16 protein-coding genes are annotated in these 18,012 nt (G+C 69.3%); 4 read left to right on the plus strand and 12 right to left on the minus strand.

Going from position 1 to position 18,012, the window contains the following annotated elements; translation table 11 throughout:
* Positions 1-117: 117 nt before the first annotated feature.
* The 8 genes from MXD60_RS21765 to MXD60_RS21800 form a co-directional block, all read right to left on the minus strand.
* Positions 118-795, minus strand: a complete 678-nt coding sequence (locus MXD60_RS21765) for a TolB family protein (RefSeq protein WP_248821190.1) — start codon at positions 793-795, stop codon at positions 118-120.
* 5 nt (positions 796-800) lie between these two features.
* A complete protein-coding gene (locus MXD60_RS21770; protein ID WP_248821191.1) occupies positions 801-1,331 on the minus strand; it encodes a hypothetical protein in 531 nt (176 codons plus the stop codon).
* Positions 1,328-1,966, minus strand: a complete 639-nt coding sequence (locus MXD60_RS21775) for a SigE family RNA polymerase sigma factor (RefSeq protein WP_248821192.1) — start codon at positions 1,964-1,966, stop codon at positions 1,328-1,330. The genes MXD60_RS21770 and MXD60_RS21775 overlap by 4 nt, the downstream gene beginning before the upstream one ends.
* A 174-nt stretch (positions 1,967-2,140) precedes the next feature.
* Complete coding sequence (locus MXD60_RS21780) at positions 2,141-2,806, minus strand: recombinase family protein (protein ID WP_248821193.1); 666 nt, start codon at positions 2,804-2,806, stop codon at positions 2,141-2,143.
* Positions 2,807-2,960: 154 nt separating this feature from the next.
* Positions 2,961-4,514 carry a bifunctional 3-(3-hydroxy-phenyl)propionate/3-hydroxycinnamic acid hydroxylase gene (locus MXD60_RS21785; RefSeq protein WP_248821194.1) on the minus strand — a complete coding sequence of 518 codons (1,554 nt, stop codon included), beginning with the start codon at positions 4,512-4,514 and terminating at the stop codon, positions 2,961-2,963.
* A 105-nt stretch (positions 4,515-4,619) separates the two neighbouring features.
* Positions 4,620-6,032 carry a Tn3 family transposase gene (locus tag MXD60_RS21790; protein ID WP_248821224.1) on the minus strand — a complete coding sequence of 471 codons (1,413 nt, stop codon included), beginning with the start codon at positions 6,030-6,032 and terminating at the stop codon, positions 4,620-4,622.
* Positions 5,918-7,567, minus strand: coding sequence for a DUF4158 domain-containing protein (locus tag MXD60_RS21795; protein WP_248821195.1), 1,650 nt, complete (start codon positions 7,565-7,567; stop codon positions 5,918-5,920). The genes MXD60_RS21790 and MXD60_RS21795 overlap by 115 nt, the downstream gene beginning before the upstream one ends.
* Before the next feature lie 201 nt (positions 7,568-7,768).
* On the minus strand, positions 7,769-8,764 hold the full coding sequence (locus tag MXD60_RS21800; RefSeq protein WP_248821196.1) for an aldo/keto reductase: 996 nt from the start codon (positions 8,762-8,764) through the stop codon (positions 7,769-7,771).
* A gap of 1,023 nt (positions 8,765-9,787) precedes the next feature.
* On the opposite strand from MXD60_RS21800, the gene MXD60_RS21805 reads away from it, so the two are divergent.
* Positions 9,788-10,237 (plus strand): peroxiredoxin, encoded by a 450-nt coding sequence (locus MXD60_RS21805; RefSeq protein ID WP_283098763.1) that lies wholly within the window; start codon positions 9,788-9,790, stop codon positions 10,235-10,237.
* 669 nt (positions 10,238-10,906) lie between these two features.
* On the opposite strand, the gene MXD60_RS21810 is transcribed toward MXD60_RS21805, so the two are convergent.
* Positions 10,907-11,233, minus strand: a complete 327-nt coding sequence (locus tag MXD60_RS21810) for a rhodanese-like domain-containing protein (protein ID WP_248821197.1) — start codon at positions 11,231-11,233, stop codon at positions 10,907-10,909.
* Positions 11,234-11,269: 36 nt separating this feature from the next.
* On the opposite strand from MXD60_RS21810, the gene MXD60_RS21815 reads away from it, so the two are divergent.
* Positions 11,270-11,911, plus strand: coding sequence for a TetR/AcrR family transcriptional regulator (locus MXD60_RS21815; RefSeq protein ID WP_248821198.1), 642 nt, complete (start codon positions 11,270-11,272; stop codon positions 11,909-11,911).
* Between the two features lie 76 nt (positions 11,912-11,987).
* Here MXD60_RS21815 and MXD60_RS21820 read toward each other — a convergent pair whose 3' ends face one another.
* Together MXD60_RS21820 and MXD60_RS21825 are read right to left on the minus strand one after the other, a co-directional pair.
* The gene (locus MXD60_RS21820; RefSeq protein WP_248821199.1) at positions 11,988-12,692 is read right to left on the minus strand and encodes a formylglycine-generating enzyme family protein; all 705 of its coding nucleotides are present in this window, start codon (positions 12,690-12,692) and stop codon (positions 11,988-11,990) included.
* A 206-nt stretch (positions 12,693-12,898) separates the two neighbouring features.
* Positions 12,899-13,969, minus strand: a complete 1,071-nt coding sequence (locus tag MXD60_RS21825; RefSeq protein ID WP_248821200.1) for a class I SAM-dependent methyltransferase — start codon at positions 13,967-13,969, stop codon at positions 12,899-12,901.
* Positions 13,970-14,128: 159 nt separating this feature from the next.
* Here MXD60_RS21825 and MXD60_RS21830 point away from each other — a divergent pair, with 159 nt between their 5' ends.
* Both MXD60_RS21830 and MXD60_RS21835 read left to right on the plus strand, forming a co-directional pair.
* Positions 14,129-14,467 carry a YdhR family protein gene (locus tag MXD60_RS21830; protein ID WP_248821201.1) on the plus strand — a complete coding sequence of 113 codons (339 nt, stop codon included), beginning with the start codon at positions 14,129-14,131 and terminating at the stop codon, positions 14,465-14,467.
* A 213-nt stretch (positions 14,468-14,680) separates the two neighbouring features.
* The gene (locus MXD60_RS21835; RefSeq protein WP_248821202.1) at positions 14,681-16,012 is read left to right on the plus strand and encodes an APC family permease; all 1,332 of its coding nucleotides are present in this window, start codon (positions 14,681-14,683) and stop codon (positions 16,010-16,012) included.
* Between the two features lie 643 nt (positions 16,013-16,655).
* Here the strand turns inward: MXD60_RS21835 and MXD60_RS21840 are convergent.
* On the minus strand, positions 16,656-17,573 hold the full coding sequence (locus tag MXD60_RS21840; RefSeq protein ID WP_248821203.1) for a ParA family protein: 918 nt from the start codon (positions 17,571-17,573) through the stop codon (positions 16,656-16,658).
* Positions 17,574-18,012 lie beyond the last annotated feature (439 nt).

Genomic DNA, 18,012 nt, shown 5'->3' on the forward strand with positions numbered 1-18,012 from the left:
GATCTTGGTGTCCCGCGGAACCGTCGGATCTTGGTGTCCCGCGGAACCGTCGGATCTTGGTGTCCCGCGGAACCGTCGGATCTTGGTGTCCCGCGGAACCGTCGGCTCCCGATCCGGCTACCAGGCGATGGAGTTCGGCGCCGCTCCCCGCGGGAAGGGAATGCGGGTGGCGTGGGCGGTGGCGATGTCGATGCGGTAGGCGCCGCCGGCCCCGTCGACGACCATCAGCAGCCGGCTGCTCGGGTCGAGAGCCATCTCGACGAAGGCCCAGATGGTGTTGCCGCGGTTGACGTAGGGCTGCTCGAACAGGATCCGCTGCTGCTTTCCGGTGGCCGCGTCCAGTTCGACGACCCTGGTGACAGGCGTGCCGTCGTCGCGCTGCTGGGCGTCGATGGCGTAGATCCTCTGGCCCTCGGCGCTGAGGACCGGCGACGCGTAGCCGTTGCCGCCGACCTTCCACGCGGTGAACCGACGCGCGTGCGCAAGCAGGTCACCGCCGGGGCCGGTGATGTCCAGGAGCCATAGCCCGCTGGTGTCGGCAGGTTTCCCGGATCCCTGGTCGTTGAACTGGAAGGCGAGGTGGTGTCCGTCCGCCGACCAGCTGAAGTCTCTCGCGCTGCCGGGCCGGTCCGCCACGAAGGATGTGGCATGTCCGGTCCGGACGTCCACCACGCTGATGCCCGCCGGCGGCATCGTGCCGTTCGCGGCGATGAACGGGGTCGGGAACGCGAGTCGGCTTCCGTCCGGCGACGCGGCGAACCAGCCGCCGCCCCACGGCTGCGAGATGGTGCTCACCTCGCTCAGCGAGTCGACCTTTCCGGCGGTGCTGATCGTGAGTCGTTCGATCCTGACCCCGTCGCCGCTACCGTTGGCCAGGACGTAGAAGACCCGCGGGTCGGCCGTCGCGGTGACGGCGTCGACTGGGTCCCGGCGGGTGGCGACACCGTGGCGGTGACCGTCCCGGTCAGTGCGTCGCGTACAGCGATCTCCAGGTAGCCACCCCCGGTCATGTTCGTGACGAAGAAGCGGGCCGGGGAGACGGCCGGGGCCGTCGACGCGGCAGGTGGGCGGACGACGCGGGGCAGGAGGACCACCCCGCCGACGACGAGCAGGACCACAACGGCGACCAGTGCCGGCACCAGCCAGCCGGCCGGCCCACTCGCGGCGCCGCCGCGGCGCACGTCGCGCTGGTGCCGGGATCGCGAGGCGCGTCCTGTGGGTGACACCGCGCCGGGGGTGTCCCCGTGCCGCATCGCAGCCACGGTTTCGGTGTTCACCAGCGCGGCGGTCGCGGCGGTCGCGTCGCGCAGCCGGTCCTCCATGCCTGTCATCGCGCCTCCTCCCCGAGCTGACGGGCCAGCGTGCGCAGCGCACGGGCCGCGGTGGAGCGGACCGTCGCGGAGGTGATGCCGAGCATCTCCGCGATCTCGTTGCCCGAAAGATCCAGGTAGTAGCGCAGGACGAGTACCTGCTGGCGGCGAGGCGGGAGGCGGCGCAGCGCGGCCATCACCTCACGCCGGTCCTCCCGGAACATCGCGGCGGACCCGGCCGACCAGATCGGCGGCTCGTGGCGGACGCCGAGCCGGGCGAGCACGGCCCGCCGGCGCAGCACGCCCCGTGCACCGTTGAGGACGGCGGACCGCACGTAGGCCACCGCACTGTCCGGGTCCCGCAGCCGCGACCAGTGTCGCATCAGCCCGATGAACGCCTCCTGGACGACGTCCTCGGCCGTGCGCTGATCGCCGAGCAGCACGACCGCGATGCGCAGCAGGTCGGGGCGGTAGTCGCCGAACAACTGTCCGACGGCGGTGTACGGATCGGACGCGGACGCGGACGCGGGCGCGGGGGAGCGGCCGGACTCGATGAAGCTGAGATGTCGCTGGGTGGTGCCCGCCCGCAGCGCCAGGTCGAGCTGGCTGAGCTGACGACGGGTGCGGCGTTCGCGCAGCGCATGGGGAAAGTCCACTCACCGCCATCGCAGCCAGCGCCGACAACGGAGAGGCGCTGGGCAGTGACGGCACGGTCTGGGCCTGGGGTGCTGGGAGGATGGCACAAAGGCCGAGGGCGGCAGGAACTCGCCGGTGTGCGGGTGCCGGTAAGAAACGTGTCACCAGCCGCAAACGGCGATGATCTAGCGGGCCTATGGCTGGGCGGCAGCGAGCTCGTGACGGGCCCGGCCGGCGGCGCGGAGCTCGCGTAGGTCGGGGATGTGGTTGTAGAGGGTGCCGGGGCTGACGCCGAGTAGCTTCGCGATCGAGGTGACGCTGGCGTCGGGGTTGGGGAGCATGTCGCGGGCGGCGCGGATGATCTCCTGCGTGGCGACGGTGGGGCGGCCGCCGACGCGGCCGCGGGCGCGTGCGGCGGCCAGGCCCTCGCGGGTGCCGGCGACGATGAGCTCGCGGATGAACTCGGCGAGGGCGGCGAAGACGTGGAAGACGAGCCGGCCGCCGGGGGTGGTGGTGTCGAGGTTCTCGTGCAGTGAGGTGAACCCGACGCCGCGGCGGCGCAGGTCGCCCACGGTGGTGATCAGGTCCTGTAGGGAGCGGGAGAGCCGGTCGAGCGAGGGCACCACGAGGGTGTCGCCGGCGTGCATGAACTCCAGGCACGCGACGAGTTTTGGGCGGTCGGCGTCGCGGCCGGACTGCTTCTCGGCGAAGATCCGCCGGCACCCGGCGGCGGTCAGCGCGTCGAGCTGGCGCTCGAGCTTCTGCCCGCCGGTCGACACCCGGGCGTAGCCAATCCTGATGTTGGTTAGCACCGCCGGATCGGCGACGAGCAGTTCGGCGAGCTCCAGGTCCGAAGTCACGTCGCGATCATCTCAACAAACGGTTCAGTCAGGGTTCCTGAATCTCCTGGTTGTTGAAGGAGTTTTTGACGACCCCGAGGCCGTCTGCGACACTCCGGGAGTGATCTTCAGGAAACGAAGGTTTCTTGAAGATGATCTGCGGCCTAAGGGGTGGTCAGGGGCTGCCGGGGCTGGTGAGCACCCCCGGCAGACGTGCCGGCGGGAAGACCCCGAGCAGGTAGCGGTCTGGTCGAACGACAGCGACAAGCGGGCGACCGCGTCTGCTCATCATGCGCAGCACCGTGCCGTCCAGGTCCTCCACGATGGGGCAGGAGGACGAGGGGTGTGCTTCCTGGCCAGGACGGCTGATCGTCAGAAGCATGGCACCCCGGTTTTCGACCCATGCTTGGGCAGGCGAGGGGACGCCGCCGGAGGGATCGACGCCGAGTCCGAGCAGTGCCCAGGACAGGCCAAGCAGGTCGTCGAGACGGCCGGTCCTACCGTCCAGGGTGCGCACCCGCGGGTTCGGCAGGATCCGGCCAGCCCAACGGCCGCCACCCCGTGACGGCTGGCTGGCCTGGGGTAGACGGGTCCGGGGCCGTGCGGCGCCGGAGCGGAGCGCGTGGCTCAGCCCGGGCGTGTGCGCGACGCTGCGCAGGGTCGTCCGTAGCAGCGCTGCCCGGGTCGGGCTGGTGGTCTGCACGACCCGGCCGGCGCGGATAGCGCGCGTGGTGATCGCGGCAACCTGGGGTCGGCGCTCTTGCTCGTAGTCGTCGAGCACCTCTTGACCACACTGCCCGGTGAGGACCTCGGTCAGTCGCCAGGCCAGCGCCGCGACGTCTCGGATGCCGGAGGCGAGCCCCTGTCCGGCGAAGGGTGGCATGGCGTGCGCCGCGTCGCCGGCGAGCAGCACGCGGCCGACTCGCCACCGGCTCGCCATCCGGGCGTGGAACGTGTAGACCGTTGCCCGTTCGATTGTGACCGTGTCGGGGTCGATCCAGGCAGAGAGCAGTCGCGTGACGGTCTCCGGCCGGGTCATCTGGTCAGGGTCCTCGCCGGGCAGCAGCATCCACTCCCAGCGGTGCCCACCGGGCATCGGCATGGTCACCCCCGGCCGGCGCGGGTCGAGAACGAAGGCGATGTCCGGCGGCACGGGCAGGGGCTCGGCCGAGCGCACGTCGATGACGAGCCAGGGCTGCGCGAAGGTCGTGCCCTCGTAGCCGGCGCCGATCAGCGAGCGCACCGTGCTGGCCGCACCGTCGCAGCCGACCACGAAACGGGCCTCGGCCACGCTGCCGTCGTCCAGATCGACCTCCACCGCCTCGGCGCCTTCACGCAGCCCGCTCACCCCGGTCCCGAGGCGGACGTCCACCGACGGCAGGTCGGCGATGCCCGCACGTAGGGCACGTTCCAGCGATGGCTGATGGAGGAACGCCCCGACGGGCACACCGAGCTCCGCCGGGCCCTGACCGGCGGCGAGCAGCAGGCGCCTGTCGGGTCCCACGAAGGTCGCCCGGTTCGACGGTTGCACCTCGTCGAGTAGCCCTGCCATCCCAGGAAGGCGAACAAGCAGTCGCAGCACCTCCTCGTCCAGGCCCGCGGCGCGTGGACGGGGATAAGGGGAAGTGGCCCGGTCGACGGCCAGCACCGACACCCCCCGCTCGCCGAGCATCGCGGTGAGCACAGCGCCCACCGGACCGAGTCCGGCCACCAGCACGTCCACCGTCATCGCAGCTCCCTCCGTGTCTTCTACGAAGCGTAGAAGACACGGAGGGGCTCAGGAAAGCGGTTGCACCCGCCGGTGTCGGCTTCCATGCCCGAGATACGCCTGCTGCTACCCGGAGAGCGTCAACCGGCTGGTCATATCGAGCTTGACTTCGCCGTAGGGGGCGACGTGCGTCCAGAACAAGGGCGTGAGGCCGCGCCGGTCGGCGTCGGTCAACTGCTGCGCCCAGTCGTCGTCGGCGAGAACGTCCTGGACCATGAGGGCGTTGACGTAGACCAGGGCGGCCTGCAGCACCCGCAGGCAGAGCACGGAGAGCTCCTGCTCGTCGCGGCGGTTGGTCGCGATGTCGCCGCCCTTGCCGAAGAAGATGACGCTGTTGGCGCGGTTCCAGGACTCGACGACGTTCAGGCCCTCGTTGATCTCGCGTTGCAGGTCCCGGTCGCGCAGGTAGCGGGCCACGAACAAGGTCCGCTGCGCCCGGCCGACTTCGATCATCGCCTGGTAGGTGGGGTGGATCGCGTTCGTCCGGGTGAAGCGGCGCAGGATCGCCTCGGCGGAGGCGGTGCGGGTACGGATCGCGGTCGCATATTTGATCATCTGGTCGTACTGTTCGGCGACGATGTCCCAGCGGATCGGCCGGGTCAGCGCCGCCATGAGCTGGGGATAGGCGTCGGGTTCGCCCGCGGCGGGCCGGTAGAGGCGGACCTTGTTGATCCGTTTGATGCGAGGTAGCAGGTCGAAGCCGAGCAGCCGGGTGATGCCGAAGCCGATCTCGGACTGGCCGTGGGAGTCGACGTAGTTGCCCTCGACCTTCATCGCCGTGTCGTGGCGCATCGCGCCTTCGACCATGGCGGCGACCTCGGACGCCGAGCAGGTGAGCAGCTGGGAGTGGATGGCCATGCTCTTGCGCTCGACGTGCCAGTAGATCAGCACACCGCGCCCGCCATAGCGGGAGTGCCACTCGGTGAAGATGTTCTGGTCGAACGCGCCGAAGTGCGTCGAGTCGCTGGCCACCGCGGTCGACCCAGCACCCCAGACCTGCCGCTCGCGGGCGGCGAAGGTGGCGTTCGCGATCTCGACGGCGATCGTGCGGGCGAGCTCGGTGGTCAGGTAGCGGCGGCGCACGTAGCGGATGTCGTCCTCGCTGTGATCGTTCTGCGCGGACCCGGCGATCGCGCGAATGCCCGTGTTCGTGCCGTAGGCGTAGATCGCCAGCATCAGCCGCTCGGCGAGCACCTCGGGGGCCAGGTCGCCGCGGCCGGCCGCCGAGGTCGCGGCCGCGAGGCAACCGGTGCGCAGCACCGCCTCCTTGAGCATGTCGATCAGCGGCACCGTGCCCCACCGGGACCGCACCTCGGCCTTCAACCGGCGCAGGTTCCGTGGCTCGGGCGCGGCGTCCAGGTCGCTCAGCTTGATCGGCCCGTTCCTGCCCCGCTCGGCGATCTCCAGCCAGGACAGCTTCGGCAGCGCGAGGTCCAGCGCCGCCAGCTCGGCGCGCATCTCCTCGCGCAGCTGGTCGATGAACACGGTCGGGTCCAGCGGCTTGCGCAGCGCGGCGTAGTACGTGGCACGGTCGGCCTCGAAGTCAGCCGGCAGGTCCTCATCGGGGTTGCGCCACTTCTCCGCGCCGACGACCCAGATCTCCTTGCACCGCAGGCTGTCGCGCAGCGCCTGGAACGTGCAGATCTCATACACGCCGCGCACAACCCGCTTCGGGCCCTGGCCGGGTCGGTGAACACCAGCTCCATCCAGTCGCCCAGCAGCCCCTTGTGCGTCGGCACCGTCTCGCCCGTCGGGAAGTAGGTCAGCCGGGTGTCGGCGTACCGGCGGATCAGGTCGAGGGCGTCGAGGACTGGCCGGTGGGTGTCGTTGTTCGACCGGAACTCCAGCACGTCGAGTAGCGCGATCAGCCCGCGCCGGTAGTGGCGGGAGTACGAGGCCTTCAACGTGGTCTGCACGGTGCGCCGGTACACCGGACCCTTGGTCTTGAACTCATGCACCAGCTCCCGCAGCGTCTGCTCTCCGCCGGCGACCGCCGGGAACACCACCTCCCGGACCTGCCCGTCGGGGCTGCCGAGCGACGCCTCGGCAATCGCGAACAGGATGTTCTCCTTGCCGGTCACCCGCTTGAACGCGTTGACGAGCTCCTCGGTGACCTTCCGGTCCGCCCGCGCACCGATCCGGTGCACCGTCGAGATCAGCAGCTCCACCAGCGTGTCGGTGATCTCCTGGAGCCGGTGATGCAGAAACGCCGCGAGCAGCGCCAGCATCAGCGGCTCGGGATGGTCACGCAGGTGCGACGGGGACTCCACCGCGGCCCGGGCCCGCCAGGCCGCGACCACCCGCGGGGCAATGTCGGCGAACAGACCGTCGGGCAGGTCGAGGGCGCGGACCGCGCGCAGCTTGCGGATCTCGGTGAGCATCGAGTCCAGGCTCACGTTGCCCGGCACCGACTTGACCAGCGCCAGCACCGAGTCCCCGCCGGAGTCGTCGTCCGGGACATCGACCGCGACCAGGGCACGAAGCCGGCCGGCGACATCGACGGACAGACGCCCGGCGATCCGGGCGGTCAGCGCCTGCTCGGCCTGATGCAGCGCCGAGCGCACGATCCGATCGATCCGGCCAGCGGCCGGCGGTTCGATCCGCTCCGCGCGACACCGCGCCAGCAGCTCGCCGCGGACCAGCTCCGAACGCCGCTCCGCCTCACACACGGTGCCGGCCAGCCACTCGGCCAGCGTGTCCGCGTCGGCGACCGAGCACTCCCGGAAACCCAGATGCTCACGGATCTGCACCCGGTGGTACTTGATCGTCCGGCCGGTCCACTCGTAGAAGCCCAGGTCACCCGGCTCCACCCCCACCTGGCGGGCCACGTACTCCACAGCCTCGTCCGGCACCTCGCCGCGGCCTCGGGGGAACCGGCCCAGCTGCGTGAAGAACTTCAACATCACCGCGAACCCGAGCCGCGTCGGCCCGCGCTTGCCAGCGATCAGCTCCCGCTCGTCATCCAGCAACGTCCAGTGCTCGACGAGCTCATCGAGATCCAGCGACCGGGCCACGGACGAACATCATGGCCACGCGCGCCCGGCACCAACAGCCCGGGCCCACACAGAGACACGACTCAAGATCACCCGCGTTTGCACCTGGTGACAGGTTTCTTACCGGCACCCCGTGTGGCCAGCGACGTCGCCGGCCACACCGACACCCGCCCACCTGCGATGTCGATCAGGACAGGGGTGAGGGCCCGAGAGCTGTCCTCGCTACCAGGCGAAGTGCTCGGGAGCCGGGCGATAGCCCGGGAAGATCTCGTCGAGGCGGGCGAGCGACTTCTCGTCCAGGTGTACGTCGAGGGCCCGGACGGCGTCGTCAAGCTGCTGCTGGATCCGCGGGCCGACGATCGGCGCGGTGACGGCCGGCTGGTGCAGCAGCCAGGCAAGGGCGACGTCGCCGGGCTCGTGGCCGAGCTCGGTGGCGAGGTCCTCGTAGGCCTCGATCTGGGAACGGTTGGCCTCCAGGGCCTGCGCGGCCCGCCCTTCGACCCGCCGCCTGCCCTCGCGCTCCTTGCGCAGCACGCCGCCGAGCAGCCCGCTGTGCAGCGGCGACCACGGGAGCAGGCCCACGCCGTGGTGCTGCGCGGCGGGCAGCACCTCCAGCTCGACCTCGCGGGTGAGGAGGTTGTAGATCGGCTGCTCGCTGACCAGACCGAACGTGCCGCGCTGGGCCGCGGCGGCCTGCGCCTGGGCGATGTGCCAGCCCGCGAAGTTGCTGCTGCCGACGTAGAGGATCTTGCCGGCGGTGACGGCGACGTCGATGGCCTGCCAGATCTCCTCCCACGGGGTGGTGCGGTCGACGTGGTGGAACTGGTAGAGATCGATGTGGTCGGTCTGCAGGCGGGTCAGGCTCGCGTCCAGGGCGCGGCGGATGTTGAGCGCCGACAGCCTGCCCTCGTTGGGCCATTCCCCCATGGCGCCGTAGACCTTGGTCGCCAGCACGGTGCGCTCCCGGCGCCCGCCGCCCTGCGCGAACCAGCGACCGATGATCGACTCGGTGGAGCCCATGCCCTCGCCCTGGCCCGACACACCGGCCGAACGCAGGCCGTAGACGTTGGCTGTGTCGAAGAAGTTGATGCCGTGCCCGTGCGCCGAATCCATGATCTTATGGGCGTCGTCCTCGCTGGTCAGCGGGCCGAAGTTCATCGTGCCGAGGCACAGCCGCGAGACGGACAGACCGGAACGACCGAGCTGGGTGAACTGCATGTCGGGCGAATTCCTCTCCGATGAGGGATCAGTCGGCGCCAGGCTCACAGGGACCGCGCCGAGAACCCCAGTCTCCAACCTCGATGCCACTTCAGGTCAAGCCCGTCGCCCTGGTGCTCGGAAACCTGGTCGATACACGGATAGCAGACACCGTCGCAGAAAAGTGCCTAACCCTGGGCAGGGAACCGTCGCTTTTCGGAGCCTGTCGCAGGTCCCCGTCCAGTGGCCGGCACTAGCGTGGCGTGAACCTGTTGCCGTCGCGGCGGATGCGCATGGCTCGCTCCCCGCCGAAGTGGGCGGGGATGACCAGGGCATTCACGTCGGCGGCGTGGCCGAGGATCCGCTGGCGTGTCTTTGCCGCCTGCCGCGGGCCGTGGCAGAAGCAACTGGGACACGTGCGGCTCCCAGAACTGGGCGGGGCCGTGTAGGAGATCACCGACAAGCATCGCCCGTTCGCCGGCCGAGTCCACGGTGACGACCCCGCGCCCCGGCATGTGACCGGGCGCGAGGTCCACGCGCAGGTTCTCGTCGACGGCGTGGGTTTCGTCCCAGATCACGGCCTGACCGGCGCGCAGGACGGCTGCGATCGACTCGGCGAACACGACGGCGGAACGTTCGGGCTGCTCGACGAGCGTGTCGGGGTGAGGGAAACCGAGGTCGGGCCGGGAGGTCCGGCCGGCACCGCAGCAGCCAGCTCTGCACGGCAGATCCGCACCTGGTCGGCGTCGAGGTTCCAGTGCGCGGGCGCCGGCCGGGACCGGTGTGCCGTCCACGTGCCCGGGTCGGTGCCGGGGAAGAAGTCGACGGATGTCAGCGGGCCGGTGGCAGGTAGCTCCCCGGGAATGCGCTCGCCGTCCTGGCCTGGCTGGGCCTGCGCCCTCCCGGCTGACCGGCCCCGCCCGTCAGCCGTCCGTGGGCGGCCGTTGCCATGGCGGAGTATGGTCGGTTTCTGGCCGCCGCGCCGGCAGCCCCGAACTTCGATCCGGTACCGATCGTCCCAGCTTGAGAATGAGGCCATTTCAGATGCTGCGTGTTGGCGATACCGCGCCCGACTTCGAGCTTCCGGATGAGACCAACACCCCGCGCAGGCTTTCCGTTCTGCTGGCGGATGGTCCGGTCGTCCTGTTCTTCTACCCGGCGGCGATGACCAAGGGCTGCACGGCGGAGAGCTGTCACTTCCGGGACCTCGCGGCGGAGTTCGCCAAGGTCGGCGCGCAGCGGATCGGCATCAGTACTGACACGGTGGCCAAGCAGAAGGAGTTCTCCGACAAGCACTCCTTCGACTATCCGCTGCTGTCCGACGCCGACGGTGCCGTCTCGCGGGCGTTCGGCGTGAAGCGGCCGATCGACCTGCTGCGGGTCCGACGTGCCACCTTCGTGATCGGTGCGGACCAGGTCATCATCGAGGCCATCACCAGTGAGCTGAACATGAACACGCACGCTGACAAGGCGCTGGCCGCACTGGGCGGATAGTGCGCCGGCCGTGTCGGAGTTCCCGTACAGGTAGAGCTTCCACGGCAGGCATACGGCTTCTCCGGCCTGGATTCTGTTGATGCGCCGCCGCGAAGAGCAGGCGATCTCGCCGACCACAGCCCTACCTGACAGGCAAGGCCGATCCGGTAGGGCTGTGGTCAACGCCGACCGGAGTTGCCAGCGGCGGGCGGGCTAGGTCGTGTCCGGCCGATCATGCCAGGGGCAGCCGGACCCTTGATCGCTACTCTCCGCGGCGAGGCTGCGTGGCTGAGGAGGTCTGTGGTCGCTTGGTATGGACAAAACAGGCGCCGAACCCTCCAGAACGACCACCGTGGTCCCTCTGAACCGCAGCGACCCTGACGGCCGTCGCTCACCGTGACCTTCGACTCCACCGGCCGGCAGCGGATGAGTCCACCGGCCGGCCGCGGGCGGCAGAGAGCTGGCCGCTACGGTCCCGGGCACACCGAACACCGAACACCGAACACCGAGCCCCAGCAGCCGGCTGGAAACGCTCCCGACCCCGCTAAGGGGCAATCCGGACACCGGCCCCTGCGAAGCGACCAGTCGCCGGCGCAGCCGGCCCGGCCCCTGCACGGAACCCGACCGGCCAACCAGGCCACAGCACGCACAGCGACAACTCGCCCACCAGCAAGATCGCCCGGACGCGGGCTAGACCGCTTCGGTGGGCAGGCCGGCTGCCACCCAGTCCTCGATGCCTTCGCGGTACTTGCGGACGTTGGAGTAGCCGAGCGCGGAGAGCCGGTCGGCGACCTGGCCGCTGTTCGGGCAGGCCGGGTTGGAGCAGTAGGTGACGATGGCAGCGTCACGGTCCGGCAGCGCGGTCGCCGCCCTGGCGTCGACGTCGGCCAGGACCAGGGGGCGTGCGCCGGGCAGGTGCTGCTGCGCGTGGTACCCGCCGCCCAGGGCGTCGACGACGGTCACGGTGCCCGCGTCGATCGCTGCCTTCAGTTCGTCGCGGGTGATGAGTGCGGTCATGCCACTACCTCCAGAGGATCGGACTATAGTCCGCTTATGCACGACGACCATACCGGACCGCAGTCCGGTTATGCAACGCCGCTGGAGCTGCTTCGTACCCGGCCACCCAGGGAACGCGCCGACGCGGCGCGCAACCGGGCGGCCGTCCTGGACTCGGCCGCCCGGTTGTTCGCCGAGCACGGGGTGGCGGCGGTCTCCATGGACCAGATCGCGGCGGCCGCCGGGGTCGGCAAGGGCACCCTGTTCCGCCGTTTCGGTGACAAGGCGGGCCTGGCGGTCGCGCTGCTCGACGAACGGGAGCAGGTGCTGCAGGAGGCGATCCTGCACGGCCCGCCGCCGCTCGGCCCCGGAGCGCCCCCAGCCAAACGGCTCACCTCGTTTGTCGGCGCATACCTCGACTACCTCCTGGAGCACCTCGACCTGGTGCGGATGTCGGAGACCGCGACCCCCGGGGCCCGCTACCGGATCGGGGCCTACCGGTTCTGGCACCGGCACGCCGCCATGCTGCTGGACGGCGTACCCGACCCGGACCACGCCGCGCACGCCCTGCTCGCGGCGCTCGCGGCCGAACATGTGGCCGCCCTGCTGCCGGAGCTCGGGGAGTCGCGCATCAGAACGGGCCTGCACCGCCTCGCCGAGAACTGCTCGCGGTGGCAGGGCGGTTCCTCGACGTCCTGACGACAGAGCCCCTGTGGCACCGGCGAGACGTGCGTCATCTGTGCAGTCGCAGCGCGCTTCACCGCGCGCTGCCGAGTCACCGAGGAGCGGATCGCGCGAGGCGGAAGCCCACGTCGTCGACCTGGAAGTCCGGATGGCCACGACGACGCACGGACGCCCGGCAGCTCCAGTGCTCGTCGAACCAGCCGCCGCCTCGCAGCACCTTGTAGTCGCCGTAGACCTCGGCGTCGTACGTGTCCCAGCACCAGTCCCAGACGTTACCCAGCATGTCGTACAGGCCCCAGGGGTTCGGTGCCCTGTCACCCACCTTGTGGAGGTGCTCCCCGGAGTTGCCGCGGTACCAGGCGATCTCGTCGAGTGGGCCGTACCTCGGGCCGGCCGTCCCGGCGCGGCAGGCCCGTTCCCACTCGGCCTCGGTGGGCAGCCGGTATCCGTCGGCGGCGACGTCCCATTCGACCCGACCTTCGCCGACGCCGGCCCGATAGGCGGGAGTCAGCCCCTCCTGGCGTGTCAGCGCGTTGCAGAACCGGATCGCGTCCCGCCAGGAGACGCTTTCCACCGGCAGCTGACCGCCCCGGGTCGCGCTCGGCCAGCCGCCGGTAACCCGCGCGTACACCTCCTGCGTCACCGGAAACGCGCCCAGGCGAAACGCCGCGACCTCGACCGGCCAGGTCCGCCGCGTTCGCCGATCCGACAGCGTCACCTGCCCCGCCGGAATCGCGACGAGCAGGCTCTCCACGTCCAGGCTCTCCACGTGCAGGCTCTCCACGTCTGACTTCACAGCGAACCGATCTTACCGACGTTCGACGCTGGCGGCGCTGCCGTGGAGTACCGCAGAGGCTCGCGCGACCACGGAGAGGCCCAGCCGACCCTGTCCCTGGTACGCCGGCTGTCAGTCGTGCCACTCGACCTCCGGTTTCCAGGTCGCCAAGGCAGCGTCACCCGACCTCGCGGTGCCAGGCCGAGGAACGGGACTCCAGATCTCGATCAGGGGCGGACCTCGATGATGCGGTTCACCGGGGTGTCGACGGCGCGACGGAACCGGGTGAAGCCACCCTGCGCCGTGACGCTGCGTAGTTGATCCTCGGTGGCCTGCGCGCCGAGGGCCCATCCACCGGGCTGCGACCGGGCCGAGGGCGTGCACACGAGAGTGGACACCGAGTAGAAGAGCCGGCCGACCGGATTCAGGTTGGCGGTCACCGTGCTGCCGGCCATCGGCTCGACGAGCAGCCACGTTCCGTCGTCGGTCAGGGATGAGCGGATGTGGCGCGCCGCCCCCACCGGATCGCCCATGTCGTGCAGCGCGTCGAAGATACACACCAGGTCGTACCCGACGCCCGGATAGTCCTGTGCCGACGCGACCTCGAACCGCACCCGGTCAGCCACCCCCGCCTCTCCGGCGGCCGCGCGAGCCGCGTCGATCGACGGCCCGTGGTTGTCGAAGCCGATGACCGTCGAGTTCGGGTACGCCCGGGTGAGCAGGATCGTCGAGGCGCCGTGACCACAGCCGATGTCGGCGATGGTCACGCCGGCGTTCAGCTTCTCCTCGACCCCCTCCAGCGCCGGTATCCAGCTGGACACGAGGTTCGCGACATAGCCGGGGCGGAAGAACCGCTCGACGCCGACGTAGAGGTCGTGGTGGTGCTCGCCCCACCCGACGCCAGCGCCGGTGCGGATGGCCTCGGCGAGCCGTTCCTCGTCCTTGAACAGCGAGGCGGCGACGAACATCCCCGCGGCCAGGAAAGCCGGTGAGTTCTCGTCGGCCAGGCAGGCGGTCTGCTCCGGAGTGAGGTGGTAGTGGCCGGTCTCCGGGTCGTACTCGCAGTACCCCGAGGCCGCCTGGGCGTTGAGCCATTCCTGCGTGTAGCGCTCGTCGCAGCCCGCGGCCGCGGCCAGGCCGACGGCGGTCGCCGGCCCGGCCTCAGCCAGGGCGCGGTAGAGCCCGAGCCGGTCGCCGACGACGACCGTGACGGCGTGATACGCCGCGCCGAGGTCGGTGAGGAAGCGCTGGACGAAGTCGCCCAGTCTGGCTTCGTCGAGTTCCACGGTGCTGGTCATGGGGTGCTCCTTGACGTGTGTGGTTGGAGCTCCGTCAGCCCGGTCCGACGGCCGGCGAACAGGTCAGCGCGCCTTTCGGCGTGCTGATCACGACGGCGGCAACACCAGGGCCAGGACTGTCGCGGGCTCATCGGGTGAACGCTCCATCAGGGAAAAACCATGCGCATCCGCATCGTGACCTTCGGCCTGAACAATCCGTCAGGGGCCTACCTCATAAACACCGCGAAAATCGCCCCCCGGTTCACTTCCTGGCCGGGTTTGCTCGGCACGTGGTGGCTGGCCGACACCGCCTCCGGCACCTTCGGCGGAGTGTATCTGCTCGCCTCACACGAAGACGCCGACCGCTCGCGCGAGACGGACCTGTTCCGCGGCATGTTCACCGACCTGGCGCGCAAAGACGTCATCGTCCGCGAATACGACGTACTCGCCGCACCGACCGCGATCACCGCCCCCGCCCCCGCAAACGGCCCCGACATATTCCGCGAAGGAATGCAGTAACCATCCGAGCTGGGCAGGCTCCGACGGGCGGGCCGGCAGGCACGGTGTCAGTATGCGGCCAGGGGACGTCGGCCCGGCTTTCCCGGCGGCGCGGCGGGCAGCGACCAGCCCGCGGATCGGGGGCAGCCACACGTGAACGGCCGTCCGACCGCGATCGGCCGGACGACGGCCGGCGAAGCCCGCGGGGACAGGACAACCGGTGACGGGACGGCGGTGACCGGGCCAACCGCGCACACCGCACAGCCCACCCTGGCGCCCGTGCTGAGCGGGCGGATGCTGTTGTTCCTCGTGCTCGGCGACGTCCTCGGATCGGGGATCTACGCGCTCACCGGGCAGATCGCCGCCGACGTCGGCGGGATGATCTGGGCACCGTTCCTGATCGCCTTCGCGCTGGCGTTCCTCACCGGGACGGCGTACGCCGAGCTGGTCGGCAAGTACCCCCGGGCGGCCGGAGCAGCGCTCTACGCCAACGAGGCGTTCCGTCGCCCGTTTCTCACCTTCATGGTCGGCTTCACCGTGCTGGCCGCCGGGATCACCTCCACCGCCACGGCCGCGCGGGCCATTGGCGGCAAATACCTCGCGGAGTTCGTGACGGCCCCGACGGTCGTCGTCGCGGTCGTGTTCATCCTGCTGACCGCTGTCCTCAACGCCCGGGGCATCGAGGAGTCGGCCCGGGTGAACCTGGTGCTCACCGTGATCGAGCTGGCCGGGCTGTTGCTGATCGTCGGGATCGGCGTGTACGCGCTTGCCACCGGAGCAGGCGAACCGGGACGGGCCTTCGAGCTGCGTGCCGAGGGTCCCGCGCCGCTCGCCCTGCTCGCCGGGACGACGCTCGCGTTCTACGCGATGCTCGGCTTCGAGAACTCGGTGAACCTCGTCGAGGAGGCCCGCCGTCCGCGCCGGGACCTGCCCCGGGCGCTGTTCGGCGGCATGGTCATCGCCGGCACGGTCTACCTGTTCGTCGCGTTCACCTGCGCGATGCTGGTGGATCCGGACATCCTCACCGGCTCCGGTGCCCCGCTGCTGGAGGTGGTGAAGGCCTCCGACGTGCCGGTGCCGTCGAAGCTGTTCGCCGCGGTCGCGCTGGGCGCGGTCGCCAACACCGCCCTGATGAACATGGTGATGGCCTCCCGGCTCGTCTACGGCATGGCTGCCCAGGGCACGATCCCGGCCGTCTTCGCGTGGGTGCTGCCCGGCCGGCGCACCCCGCTGGTAGCGATCGGTTTCGTGACGGCGCTGGCGGTGGCACTGGCCTGCACCGGCCAGCTGGCCGGCCTCGCCGACACCACTGTCCTGCTCCTGCTGGTGGTGTTCCTCGTCGTCAACGTCAGCGCGCTGGTGCTGCGTCGTGAGCCCGTCCCGCCGGGCGCCTACCGTGCCCCCACCTGGGCCCCGGCGCTCGGCGCGTTGTCCTGCGCGGTGCTGGCCACCCCGCTGGTCCACCGCGAGGGCACCGTCTACCTGCGCGCTCTGGGCCTGCTCGCGCTCGCCGCCGTCCTCCTCCTCGCCGAGAAAGCTGTCAGCGGACGAACGGGACGCGAATGAGCTAGCGTCAGGCTCGGGGTGGCGGCGCCTACCTCGCCGATGACGGCGACGGGTCACGAGGGCGCTTCCACTTCAGCCCGGTGGTGACGATCTCGACGACCCGGACCGCGCCGATCGTGTCGGTGCTCCCGTGCAGTCCGCATTGTCCAATCACAAGGATGCAACTCGTCTACCGATACCTTGCTGGTCGAGACGGACTCCCACTGCGGAACTGACGATTATATTAATCATCTCGTCGCGACGGCGACCCAGACTTATCCGAACTCCGAGATCTAGGCCGATACGCTGGAGGATCTGCTTGTTTCTCGCGGTGCCCTCAAGGAACTTGTGGGCCTCCTCCCGGCTACCCATCTCACCGAGGCGTTGGCGTATGGACGCGGAGTCGGGTTGACCAGCTATAGGTGTCGATCTGTCCTTGGTCGTGCCGACACTTCCCTGCGGCACGCTTTCGGGCGCCGGCGAACTGGCTGCCCGCTCTTCGGCGACGTCGGTGCCGTGGGCCGGCCGGCCGGGTGCTCGCTGCACCGTAAGGACGAGTCGACCAGCAGCTAGATCAATCGCGGTCTGATTATCGAGGCTCTGGATGAGCGTAGAGACTCTTTCTAGGACTGCGAGCACGGTCGTCATGCTTTCGGCCATCGGCTCATGATCCAATCCGGCTCTCGAATTCGTCAACCAAAGCCTGAATTTCTGCCGCTATATCGGGGCGCAGTCCGAACGCTGCCGGCAGAAGTCTGTCGACGCCCGCCTGGAAATCGACGTTCTCGCGCATCATTGCATTAAATGTCGGGAAGAGGTGGCGCACCTCGGCGATAATCTGCTGGCTCGACGGGATGGGCCCGGGTACCCCGCCCCCGTGCCTTACTCGGGTGAACACAACACCTAGAAATGTGGGTGCCAGCTCTTCCAGTCGGTTCTCGCTGGCGGGAGACCATCCAAGGATCTCGAAGTTCTTCTTCTTGAAATCGGCGAGCTTTTCTGTGAGATGTCGGATACCGAAGGTGGCCAGCCTCTCCGGCTGTGCAGGGACCACAACCCCTTCGCTGGCCACGATTGCAGATCGAGTAAGTATTTCAAAATCCGGCCGGCAGTCGATAAGCACGTAGTCGAATCCCTCACGCCGGAGTGATCGTAGGCCCTCGGCCAGTCGCATCACTACTTGGCGGTGACGATCCTGATAGCGGCGTGAACTGGGATTCCCAAGTTCGACACCTAGCCTGGCAGCAACGCCCTCAAGCTTCGGGGCGGATGCCACGATTGCTAGCTCACCGCCGCTTCTCCTGGTATGCGCCCGGACTTCCTCCGGCCAGGATACGTATCGCATGAGGTCTGGCCCAGACCCTCGACGACCGACTGCCATGTACCAGTCTGCGATGGTTCGCCGGTCAATCTGCCGCTCGATCTCGGCCGGCCGATAGAGCGAGTGCGTCAGGCTGGCCTGATAGTCTAGGTCGAGCAGGAGAACGCGACGTCCTCGACGCGCGAGCTCCGCACCGACGTTGGCCGTCAGGGTCGTCTTCCCGACTCCGCCCTTGGAGTTAACCACGGTAGCGACCTTCATCATCAGACCCCGCGGACATCGAGTGCGCGTCGACGCTCAGTTGGCAGGAAGTGGATCAGGTCGCTTCCTTGTCGATTTTGTGATATCACAACGGCAAACCACCCCCATCTCCACAGTATGCCATCTGCCTACCTGACGTTCAGGCGAACGTCATGAATCGCGCGAGTGGTCGCATCCGATGACCACTCTGGGCTAAGCTGCCCTGAGCAGATCTGACCAGCATGTTCGAGCTGAGCCGGCCGACGTGGTTCCGTCGGATCGCCCTGGGGTGCCACCACTTGGCCAGTGTGTCGACAGTGGTAGTCTGCGCGGCAGCTTGGCCTCTTGAGCTGGTCGACTCGGCGAAAGCTCCCGTTGTCCGAGCTGGACTGTCTCATCTGACGGGCCGCCGGAGTTCTCACTCACTTGTCAACACGTCGCACTGCTTTCCGAGGGGGAG

Source organism: Frankia sp. AgB32 (genome assembly GCF_023243045.1).
GTDB lineage: Bacteria > Actinomycetota > Actinomycetes > Frankiales > Frankiaceae > Frankia.

What these genes read in the sequence shown, in the direction of transcription:
- MXD60_RS21785 (WP_248821194.1), bottom strand. Translation starts at nt 4,514, where the DNA reads ATGACGGTGGACGTGCTGGTGGCCGGACTCGGTCCGGTGGGCGCTGTG.
- MXD60_RS21805 (WP_283098763.1), top strand. Translation starts at nt 9,788, where the DNA reads ATGCTGCGTGTTGGCGATACCGCGCCCGACTTCGAGCTTCCGGATGAG.
- MXD60_RS21830 (WP_248821201.1), top strand. Translation starts at nt 14,129, where the DNA reads ATGCGCATCCGCATCGTGACCTTCGGCCTGAACAATCCGTCAGGGGCC.
- MXD60_RS21815 (WP_248821198.1), top strand. Translation starts at nt 11,270, where the DNA reads ATGCACGACGACCATACCGGACCGCAGTCCGGTTATGCAACGCCGCTG.
- MXD60_RS21840 (WP_248821203.1), bottom strand. Translation starts at nt 17,573, where the DNA reads ATGAAGGTCGCTACCGTGGTTAACTCCAAGGGCGGAGTCGGGAAGACG.
- MXD60_RS21810 (WP_248821197.1), bottom strand. Translation starts at nt 11,233, where the DNA reads ATGACCGCACTCATCACCCGCGACGAACTGAAGGCAGCGATCGACGCG.
- MXD60_RS21825 (WP_248821200.1), bottom strand. Translation starts at nt 13,969, where the DNA reads ATGACCAGCACCGTGGAACTCGACGAAGCCAGACTGGGCGACTTCGTC.
- MXD60_RS21770 (WP_248821191.1), bottom strand. Translation starts at nt 1,331, where the DNA reads ATGACAGGCATGGAGGACCGGCTGCGCGACGCGACCGCCGCGACCGCC.
- MXD60_RS21800 (WP_248821196.1), bottom strand. Translation starts at nt 8,764, where the DNA reads ATGCAGTTCACCCAGCTCGGTCGTTCCGGTCTGTCCGTCTCGCGGCTG.